This window comes from Mesorhizobium sp. M0698 (assembly GCF_040320455.1).
Taxonomy (GTDB): Bacteria; Pseudomonadota; Alphaproteobacteria; order Rhizobiales; family Rhizobiaceae; genus Mesorhizobium.
Genome location: NZ_JAMYPQ010000057.1, coordinates 1 through 8,731 on the forward strand (window position 1 = coordinate 1; position 8,731 = coordinate 8,731).

12 protein-coding genes and 1 pseudogene are annotated in these 8,731 nt (G+C 57.9%); 3 read left to right on the top strand and 10 right to left on the bottom strand.

Annotation, left to right across the window (positions count from 1 at the left end; genetic code table 11):
- Together NKI16_RS33525 and NKI16_RS33530 are read right to left on the bottom strand one after the other, a co-directional pair.
- Window positions 1–647: alpha-ketoacid dehydrogenase subunit beta (locus NKI16_RS33525; protein ID WP_502897652.1), on the bottom strand; the 647-nt coding region annotated here is incomplete at its 3' end.
- Between the two features lie 21 nt (window positions 648–668).
- Window positions 669–1,661 carry a thiamine pyrophosphate-dependent dehydrogenase E1 component subunit alpha gene (locus tag NKI16_RS33530; protein WP_352924719.1) on the bottom strand — a complete coding sequence of 331 codons (993 nt, stop codon included), beginning with the start codon at window positions 1,659–1,661 and terminating at the stop codon, window positions 669–671.
- A gap of 592 nt (window positions 1,662–2,253) precedes the next feature.
- Between NKI16_RS33530 and NKI16_RS33535 the strand changes: the two genes are divergently transcribed.
- The gene (locus tag NKI16_RS33535) at window positions 2,254–2,427 is read left to right on the top strand and encodes a transposase (protein WP_352924734.1); all 174 of its coding nucleotides are present in this window, start codon (window positions 2,254–2,256) and stop codon (window positions 2,425–2,427) included.
- Window positions 2,428–2,433: 6 nt separating this feature from the next.
- Here NKI16_RS33535 and NKI16_RS33540 read toward each other — a convergent pair whose 3' ends face one another.
- Window positions 2,434–2,706, bottom strand: a complete 273-nt coding sequence (locus tag NKI16_RS33540; protein WP_352924721.1) for an IS3 family transposase — start codon at window positions 2,704–2,706, stop codon at window positions 2,434–2,436.
- The gene (locus NKI16_RS33545; RefSeq protein WP_352924723.1) at window positions 2,703–3,134 is read right to left on the bottom strand and encodes a transposase; all 432 of its coding nucleotides are present in this window, start codon (window positions 3,132–3,134) and stop codon (window positions 2,703–2,705) included. Before NKI16_RS33545 ends, NKI16_RS33540 begins: the two co-directional genes overlap by 4 nt.
- 201 nt (window positions 3,135–3,335) lie before the next feature.
- Between NKI16_RS33545 and NKI16_RS33550 the strand changes: the two genes are divergently transcribed.
- The gene (locus NKI16_RS33550) at window positions 3,336–3,605 is read left to right on the top strand and encodes a hypothetical protein (RefSeq protein ID WP_352924725.1); all 270 of its coding nucleotides are present in this window, start codon (window positions 3,336–3,338) and stop codon (window positions 3,603–3,605) included.
- A 213-nt stretch (window positions 3,606–3,818) separates the two neighbouring features.
- Here NKI16_RS33550 and NKI16_RS34225 read toward each other — a convergent pair whose 3' ends face one another.
- Window positions 3,819–4,049: a hypothetical protein gene (locus tag NKI16_RS34225; protein ID WP_502897653.1), complete on the bottom strand. Its 231-nt coding sequence runs from the start codon at window positions 4,047–4,049 to the stop codon at window positions 3,819–3,821.
- On the opposite strand from NKI16_RS34225, the gene NKI16_RS33555 reads away from it, so the two are divergent.
- Window positions 3,967–4,290, top strand: a complete 324-nt coding sequence (locus NKI16_RS33555) for a transposase (protein WP_502897651.1) — start codon at window positions 3,967–3,969, stop codon at window positions 4,288–4,290. The genes NKI16_RS34225 and NKI16_RS33555 overlap by 83 nt on opposite strands.
- A gap of 465 nt (window positions 4,291–4,755) precedes the next feature.
- Here NKI16_RS33555 and NKI16_RS33560 read toward each other — a convergent pair whose 3' ends face one another.
- The 5 genes and pseudogenes from NKI16_RS33560 to NKI16_RS33580 form a co-directional block, all read right to left on the bottom strand.
- Window positions 4,756–5,082 (bottom strand): LysR family transcriptional regulator, encoded by a 327-nt coding sequence (locus NKI16_RS33560; protein WP_352924727.1) that lies wholly within the window; start codon window positions 5,080–5,082, stop codon window positions 4,756–4,758.
- 327 nt (window positions 5,083–5,409) lie between these two features.
- A pseudogene (locus tag NKI16_RS33565) lies at window positions 5,410–5,746 on the bottom strand (IS66 family transposase); the annotation flags it as partial.
- 514 nt (window positions 5,747–6,260) lie between these two features.
- Window positions 6,261–7,106, bottom strand: a complete 846-nt coding sequence (locus NKI16_RS33570) for a transposase (RefSeq protein ID WP_352924729.1) — start codon at window positions 7,104–7,106, stop codon at window positions 6,261–6,263.
- Entirely contained in the window at window positions 7,058–7,273 is a 216-nt protein-coding gene (locus tag NKI16_RS33575; RefSeq protein ID WP_352924736.1) for a hypothetical protein, read from the bottom strand. Before NKI16_RS33575 ends, NKI16_RS33570 begins: the two co-directional genes overlap by 49 nt.
- Before the next feature lie 274 nt (window positions 7,274–7,547).
- Complete coding sequence (locus NKI16_RS33580) at window positions 7,548–8,543, bottom strand: isopenicillin N synthase family dioxygenase (protein WP_352924732.1); 996 nt, start codon at window positions 8,541–8,543, stop codon at window positions 7,548–7,550.
- Window positions 8,544–8,731: the final 188 nt, after the last annotated feature.

The following is an 8,731-nucleotide window of genomic DNA, read 5'->3' on the forward strand; positions in this document are numbered from 1 at the left end:
AGGGTTACGTCTTTTCCCTCGCGCTTCACATCCGCTTTGCCAATCGGGATGACATGATCCGGATCTGTGGGCACATCGCCCTTGAGCGGCCACAGGCGTTTTTCTTCGAAGACGAGCACAGGATCGCCGTCCCGAATGGCCGATTTCATAAGACCCTTGATGTCGGCGGGGCCGGTCGGGCTGATGATCTTGAGGCCCGGCACATTCATGAAAAACGGATAGGGCCGGTCGGCATGCTGCGCCGCCATGGACCCTGTGGAGAACATACAGCAACGAAACACGATAGGAATGTCGATCTGGCCTCCAGTCATATACTGCAATTTCGAAGCTTGATTGATTATCTGATCTGAGGCGAGATAGGCGAAGCTGGCAAATTCGAGGTCTACTATTGGTCGCAACCCGTTGATAGCAGCTCCGATTCCTACGCCGGTGAAACTGCCTTCTGAAATTGGCATGTCCCAAATCCGGTGCTTGCCGAATCGCTCAACAAGCTTGTCACCGCCATATACCGAGATGTCTTCCCCCATTAGGATGACCCGCTCATCACGATCCATTTCCTCCATCTGCGCCTGCATCAGCGCTTCAAGGTAGGTCATCTGAACATAGGCGCCGGAGGTCGGAGCAAGTATCTGCGCATCAGTTAGCATGTCGATCAATTCCTCTCGGGCTCAGCCCGCAGCTCCCGCCACAGGCGAGTTGAACATGTAGTCAGGCAACGTGTCTGGCCGAGGCATGGGACTAACCAAAGCAAACCTCACAGCCTGCTTTACGGCTTCGGTCACTTCTTCTTCAATTGCTCCGAGACTCTCTTCATTTATGCCTTCTTCGAGCAGCACAGCGCGATACAGTACAATCGGATCGCAGTCGCGTTTGTAGCCTTCGACTTCTTCGATCGATCGATAAGGCTCCCCCGGGATCACCAGTCCGAAACTGTGCTCATCGAACCGATAGGTGTCGGCTACTATGAGCGTGGGTCCCTCGCCCGCGCGTGCCCGCGTGACAGCCCGCGCCGCAGCTTCATACACGGCGCTCACGTCCTGCCCATCAACCGTCACGCCAGGCATGCCATAACCTGCCGCTCGCAGCGCGATGGCGGGCTGACCGTGGCTTTGTGCCACCGAGGTAGTGATTGCATAGCCGTTGTTCTCGCAAAGATAGATGACCGGAAGCTTCCAGAGCGACGCCATATTCAGACTCTCATGGAATGTGCCCTGGTTCACCGCTCCATCGCCAAAGAAGCAAAGCGTAACCTGGTCGATGCCCCTTACCATGGCGCTGAACGCGCACCCCGTGGCGAGAGGAATGCCCCCTCCGACGATAGCCGATTCGCTTATGATCCCGACCGATCTGTCTGCCAGGTGCATTGAACCCCCGCGCCCCTTGCAAATGCCACCCTCCTTACCCATCACCTCGGCCATGAGCGCGTCCAAATGGGCACCCTTTCCGATCGGATGGCCGTGTGAACGATGCGTCCCGGTCATGGCGTCATCGATCCGAAGGGCGAGGCATGAACCGACGATAGCTGCTTCCTGGCCCATGCTCGCGTGGAAGGGACCAGGAATCTTGCCACCTTTGAATTGGCGCATACCCTCTTCTTCGAATCGACGGATGCGAAGCATCCGCCGATAAGCCTCTAATCTCTGATCACCGTTCAACTGCATGATCCAAACGTTGCTCCAATATCCAAGCGAAAGATGCGCAGCTTGCCAAGGTGGGCAGCTGCAGTGGTTGTGGACTGATCACCGGCAGAGTGGTTCCGTCACTACCGGCTCGCCACACCCCGTTGATGAAGAGCTGATAGCTCCTGGAGTCGGACATCGCTTGCTCCGATCGCGTGCTCCGCTTGTAAGAATTTTTGCCTGAACGAGTGCCGTTCGATATCCAAACGCCTACGCTCGGTCTTCCGTCAATTTCATCGGGTCCACCCTGGAAAAGGCCGGATCGAGATTAACGATGTCACGGGGCCATGCGCCTTGAGCATCTTGCATTGGGTTGCCCAGATGGCTTCCGACAATGGCATGCCAGCAGCGAAATATGCCTCCGCCAACGCGGCAGCGGTATTCAGAAACGCCCGACGGCTCGGATTGCCATTATCTTTCATGATTGATTCCCCTTTGGTTGAGCTCTTCCCATTCGAAACAGAGCCATTCTCGTTACATGGACTATAGTCGGCGTTAACGAGCGTTGCAGAGAAATAAACTCAACCGCCAGGCTAGTTTTTTTCCTCGAGGCATGAGATAGCAGTGGGCATACCTGTGGATCAACGGGATCTATTTGAAGGTGCGCCGCGGCGGGCGCACCTTGCCAGTGGGCGTCATCATAGCCTTTGACGTCAATACCAACGGCCAGCGCTCGGCGCTGGGCATGGCGATCGACCACCTCCGAGGCCGGACGATCTGGACAGAGTCCCTGTGCAAACTCTCATGACCATGGTCAGGGGTGGTGCACGATGTTTTCCGCCCCCATTACCCGCAACACACGTTTGTGGTTTACCTGCCAACCCTCGCGGCCAAGAAGGGCGCCGATCCGGCGATGGCCATAGTGCCGGTTGGCCAAGGCCAGCCTTTGAATAACATCTCGCAGACCAGTTTCTTCCTGACGCGGCGCCGACTGTCGCCAATGCCGGTAGTATCCGGGCCTGCTGACACGGGCGAGACGGCACATCTGTTCAATTCCTGGAGAGCCTTGCGGCACATGGGCTGTCATTTTTTGAATGACTTCGAAGACGCTGCACCGCCAGGTGCGTCTTTCTGCTGTTGACTGCCCCTGACATGCCGCAAGGCTTCTTGAAAAAAATCAAGTTCAACCTGTTGCTGCCCAATCTTGCGTTCAAGTTCGACAATGCGGCGACGGGCTTTTGTCAACCCATCGGCACGACGCTGTTCAGCCGACAGTGCAAAACCTGCCGTCAAGGCTTGCCGATCTGGTGGTGCCTCGGGAGGCCGCTTCTTTGGACGCCCCTGTCGGCTGGGCGTTAGATTGCCACACACCCGCAACTGTTCACGCCAAGCATATAAGCGTTGGCGGTGAATACCCAGTTCATCCGGCAGCCGGCTGACGTTCTCCCCGCTTTGCATCCGCAGGAGCATGGAGAGTTTCTCTTCTTCGCTAAATGTCGGCTTTCTTCCAACCATTTCCAGTCCCTGCAATCCAGAAACTGTCCGCTATTTATTTGTCTCGGTCGAGGGGTGCACTCCAGGGGGAAGTCGGTGAATACGCGATATCGTCCATGCTGCGACCCTTCTATGCGCTCGCGCTTGCGGCAGGAGCTTCGGCGCTCAACGGAAGACGGCTCTGCCTCGTCCCGGCTTGCTGACGGTTCGGGAAAGGCGCTGTTGCAGACGTTCTGCGCACAGCGACAGCGCGTGGAACTCACAGCCGAAATGACCTCAACCGGCTTGAAATCGACGGTTGCCGCTTCCATTTTTGTGATGCAATACATTCTCGGCCCCGCCCCATTCAGGTACCGGGCGCCCATCTTCCCGGCTCGCCTCGCCCGTGGATTGCTTGCGGACCTTGAAGGCTTCAGCTTTGCCGGCCTTGAGAAGGCCCGGCGGCTCACATTATCAGTGATTTCATTCATGATCGATACCTCCCTCTGCTGAGCGACTTCCCATTCGAAGCGGGGATACTTTGGTATTGTTTTGTCTCGCCGAATATAAAGAGCGTTCCTGCGAGTAACCCAGCGGTTGAGTTTGTTTCGACTGCGAGGCGACGCATGAGGCTTTCATTCTTGGCCTCATCGAGCACGCGCCGGACCTCACGTTTGCCGAGATCGGCGAGCGCCTTGCCGCCGAGCGCGACGTCGGGTAGCGCCGTCAACGGTCTGGCTGTTCCTCGAGCATCGCGGCATCACGTTTAAAAAAAAACGGACGCCGCCGAACAGCAGCGCCGATGTGCTGCGCCGTCGCAGGACCTGGTTCGATGATCAGCTCGATCTCGACCCCGAGAGGCCGATCTTCATCGATGAGACCGCGGCTTCCACAAAGATGGCGCGGTTGCGCGGACGCAGCCTGCGCGGCGAACGATGCCGGGCGGCCGTCCTTCACGGCCGGCCTGCGGTTGAATGGTTCTGCCTTCCTCGCCTATGCGGAGCAGGTTCTCGCACCCGAGCTTCGCCCCGGTGACATCGTGGTCATGGACAACCTGCCGGCCCACAAGATCAGCGGCGTGCGCGAGGCGATCGAGAAGGTTGGCGCGCGGCTCCTGTTCCTGCCGCCATACTCGCCTGACTTCAATCCGTGTATGGATGGCTCCTGCGGGTCAAGGACTTCGGATCGGTTCTGGTGAACAGGTAGGTTGCGGCCATGTATACGGCATCTGAATGTGCAGCGCGATCGTTTCGCGCCCTGATGAATGTCCGCTTGAAGAGCAGGTCCCACTCAATCGAGCGCGCTCGAGGTGCTTCGGATTGATCGGGGTGTCCTGGTTCTTCGTCTCCGTTCGTTCGCCATCACCTCACTTTGCACTGACCATCCCTTAAGCCGTTCAGGCGGCCGCCTGCGGCTGATATCGCGTGCAGTCCCGAAGGATGGCGAAGATCGTTCTTGCCATGCGATGCACCAAGCCGGGACCGCAGACCGGGTAGATGACATCGCCAAACAACAGTTCCGCTGTCTCGTCAGGGCCATGAGCCGCAGCCATAGCGGATGCGCAACTCGACTTCAGCACGCTGATAATCGCGCGAGCTGTCAAAAATCATATGGTCGACTGTGATATAACCATGCCGTGCCCAAAAGCGCGACATGCGCGGTATCAGCGAACCCCATCTGTGGCGGCAATTGTGACGTTCCGGGAACGATCGCCGCGTTTAATGGTCCTCACGAGATCGGACGCCTTGGAAAGACTGCTTGCCAGCACGCTGTAGAGGTCTTTGCCAGCGCTGGTAAGCATGACGCCGGTTCCTGGCCTCACAAACAGCGGAACCCCAAGCTCGTCCTCAATGGCTTTGATCTGCCGACGGATCTCTCCCGACGTCACGTCAAGCTCGGAAGCCGCAAGCTTGAACGAGAGATGGCGTGCCGATGACTCGAATACCTCGAGGGCAGCGAGGGACGGGAGATCATAATAGCGATGGTCCATTGAACGCTCCAATCAGATCGGCAGAGAGACTGATCAATCACCACCGGCCTTCGTGACGGATTGCGGCCGTCCGTCAAGGCCCCAGCAAGTTGCGTGCCGAATTGGCGCACCGTTTTAGTTGCACCATTCACCCATCCCGACGGCCCGGCTCTGGCGACAGTTTCGTCGGGCTTCCGACATTCTTGTCCAGCTTCGGGCGCAAGGTTTGTGGAGGCCCGCGCCGGATCGTCACATTGACGAGGTGGGATCCGGCCACCGTTTCCATGCCCAGGTGGTCAGCGCGCGAAGTCAGCCACGAAACGTAGAAGCTCGGACGTAGGGCTAGCTGCGACCGGAATCGGCGTTGCCGCTCACCAGGATCGGCACGGTGGTGCCGTCAACATGCAGACGTTTCGCAGCAAACACATGCGCCTCGATCATCGCGTGCACCGGCTTCAGCACCGCGGCACAGGCGCCGACCTGGTCCCGAGCGTGCAGAGGCTCAGATCGAATGCCCGCGCGGTGGTGGCGCTCGGTCTGCCGGTTCAACGGCTAATGCTGGGCAATCTTCTCAAACAGCGCCAACAGATTCGGCCCAGCAGAGCCGCGCGCCGTCACATGGGAAGGGTGCAGGCGGCTGCGCGATCGTCTCGCATCGGCGAGACGCGAAATTCTCGCGTTCAGTCTAGCAGGCTTCTCTGATTGGGGTTGTTGAGATCAAGCTCCTGCTGCGTTTTTTTCGGACCGTGTCGCCCCGCGGGTCACTCGCTTCTCTTCGCGGTCGGCGCAGGGCCGCCGCATGATGGGGTCAGGAGAGCGAGGCGTCTCAATCTGTTGAACGATTTGGGAAAGTTCGCCCAGGATCGTGCCTGCTAACGAGATCGCGTTGCCCATCGTCCCCACGGGAACGACAGGATCACCCTTGTGGGCGAAACTCTTTCTTCATTTGTCCGTTGTCCATTTCATGCCGATACGAGACCGGGTTCTTGCTGTACACATGCGATATAGGATGACAGCGAGTTTTCGGGCAACCGCGACACGGCCAGTTCGACGGAGTGGCAATGACCACGCGTTCGTGCAGCAGATGCTCGGGACACAGCTTCCTTGACGGTGCGCTTGCGCTCGAAGGCTCTGACCTTTGTCGCCGACCGCGCCGCCATCGTCGCTGTGCCTTACAGTATTCCTTCACCCATGGCGTTTTATCTGAAATCCATCGGCGGGCGACTTCGAAAGCCCGCCTGTTTGCGGACTGGCTCGCCAAGGACTTTTGAATGGTCGTATCTCTCCGGAATGAAGCGCGGCAGGCATTGCACGTGAATAATGAGACCTGTGCGCGGGAAGCATTTTGGTTTGATCTTTTCGGCTTCCAGGGTAAAGGGCGCCCTGATATCAGCGCCGACGTCGTCGGCTGTGTCTTCTGACGCTCTCGTGTGAGCGTCAGTGGTGTTTTTGCTGCTATCCAGCCATAGCGATGACGATGACTTCAATCTGCGTTTCATATTGTGGACGATGGCGGTGAGGCGAATTTGAACGCCTGCCTTTGCAAGCCCTCGCCATCGCATCCGGCGAAGGCCGTAGCTTCGTTTCCAGGTTCCGAAAATCTTCTCGATCCGGCCACGAATGCGGTGGATTGGTTGGTTCCAGGCCTCAAGGCGTGCCTTTGTTTCGGCTTCATCCCATCCCCACATGCCTGTGGCGACGATGCGTGGCCTTCCACCCCTGGCACGCACCGCGTCGCCGAAATGATTGCCGCGATAGGCGCTATCGGCAAACACCTCGCCGAGGTTGTCAGGCAGAGCATCGGGACCGGCCTTGCCGTCGTTGATGTTGGCGGGCGTGATAGCGATCTCCTCGACCAGAGCTGTATCGGCGTCGGCACCGACATGGGCCTTGAAGCCATGAACCGCTGGTCGGCCCTTATGCTTGACCCAATGGCCCTCTTCGTCATCCTCACTGGCCGAGGCGATGATCGTCGCATCGACAAGCGTACCGGTCTTCACCTGAATCGCTTTGGCCCTGAGCTGGCGGGTGATCTCGTCGAACATCTTGTCCAGACGATGGGCCACAAGGGCCTTTCGAAAACGCACGAAAGCCGTTCGCTCAGGTGTCGGCTCTTGAAACCGAAAACCCGCAGCCGTCGGAACGATCCTCCGTCGTCCAGCGCCTCGGCAAGCTTGACGTCGGACAAGTCGGACCAGATTGACAGCAGCATCGCCTTGAACAAGGCCTCTGGCGGCCAGGCAGGCTCGCCCTTCGCAGAGCAGGAACCACACAAAGGGCCTGATCGATCGGCACCCAGTCAACCAGTCTGGCAAGCGTTTCCAAAGACGAATGCCGGCCGCGATCAACAGCAAAACCAAACTTTTGCTGACCAATGCGCCGACGTGACATCGCATCCCTCAATCCATTGTGATTGAGAGAATCACAGATCAATACACCAGTCCAGACACCCGCGCACAGGTCTCATAAGTGCCTGTCCGCTCACATCACGCTTTGGCCAAGTAAGCGTAACTTGCTGCGAAGCGCCCGAATTTGTGCTCGCCGCAAGTCACCGGCTTGTAGCGAAGCGGGTTGCTGTCCGTGACACACGAGGGCAATGGTTCGATGATCGCATTGAAGTCAGCGTCGATAAAGAAGGGGATCGAGTATCGCTCGCGGCCCGATCTATTCACCACGCGGTGCATGTTCGCCAGGTAGAGATCGTTCGTGAGCCGCTGAATCAGATCGCCAATGTTGATTACGAATGTGCCGTGGATCGGAATGCCCTCGACCCAATCGCCATCTCGGTTCATGACCTGAAGACCACCCACGTCGTCCTGCGCCAGGATGGTCAGATTGCCGTAATCCGTGTGGGCACCAATACCGATGATCTCTTCGCCAATATAGCCCCTCTGCGGCGGGTAATGAAGCAGGCGCTGAATGCTGATCGGGTTCCGCATAAGGCTTTCGAAATAGCTTTCCGACAGGTCCAGACTGAGCGCGATGCCCTGCAAAAGTTTTTTCGCGAGATCCAACATCTTTTGGTGGAACCCGTATGTCAGTTCCCGAAACTCGGGCAGACTTGAGGGCCACTGGTTGGGGCCAAAGAACGGACCTTCCAGGGTCGAACGTTCAGGTCCGAAGTCAAAGCACTCCTTCAGGTCTTTCGTTTTGCCCGGGTCGGTGTTCTCCCCGAACGGCTCAATGTATCCGCGGAAGGCCACATCGGATGTGCTAACGTGCAATGTCATCTTCTGCGACATGGGAAGATCAAAGAACCGACGGCTCACATCGAATACCGAATCCACAAAATCCTGAGGAATACCGTGGTTCTTCACATACAAGAACCCGGTGTTCGACAACGCCCAACGTATCTCCTTGGCCACCCTCTGCTTATTGGTGCCATCGAGAAGCGGCGCGATGTCAACCACCGGAAGCTTGTCAAAGCTTTCGCGTTTCGCGCGCAGCTTGTCGTCCAGTTTCGACACCATATTCTTCGGCATGAATACCCCCTGTTTGACAATGGACTCGGCGCAACAATTTCGGGCGATTTTGCAGTTGACGGCGGCTGCGCGAAGAACCGCCGGGAAGCATCAATGGCTTATGCGCGAGCCAGTTCGCGCAGCCCATCCGGTCGGACATGCCCGAGCGTGAAGACGCCGCAGCAGACGGTGATGTCATAGCTCGCGCT

What these genes read in the sequence shown, in the direction of transcription:
- NKI16_RS33540 (WP_352924721.1), bottom strand. Translation starts at nt 2,706, where the DNA reads ATGACAGCCCATGTGCCGCAAGGCTCTCCAGGAATTGAACAGATGTGC.
- NKI16_RS33530 (WP_352924719.1), bottom strand. Translation starts at nt 1,661, where the DNA reads ATGCAGTTGAACGGTGATCAGAGATTAGAGGCTTATCGGCGGATGCTT.
- NKI16_RS33555 (WP_502897651.1), top strand. Translation starts at nt 3,967, where the DNA reads ATGAGACCGCGGCTTCCACAAAGATGGCGCGGTTGCGCGGACGCAGCC.
- NKI16_RS33570 (WP_352924729.1), bottom strand. Translation starts at nt 7,106, where the DNA reads ATGTTCGACGAGATCACCCGCCAGCTCAGGGCCAAAGCGATTCAGGTG.
- NKI16_RS33545 (WP_352924723.1), bottom strand. Translation starts at nt 3,134, where the DNA reads ATGGTTGGAAGAAAGCCGACATTTAGCGAAGAAGAGAAACTCTCCATG.
- NKI16_RS33575 (WP_352924736.1), bottom strand. Translation starts at nt 7,273, where the DNA reads ATGCTGCTGTCAATCTGGTCCGACTTGTCCGACGTCAAGCTTGCCGAG.
- NKI16_RS33560 (WP_352924727.1), bottom strand. Translation starts at nt 5,082, where the DNA reads ATGGACCATCGCTATTATGATCTCCCGTCCCTCGCTGCCCTCGAGGTA.
- NKI16_RS33580 (WP_352924732.1), bottom strand. Translation starts at nt 8,543, where the DNA reads ATGCCGAAGAATATGGTGTCGAAACTGGACGACAAGCTGCGCGCGAAA.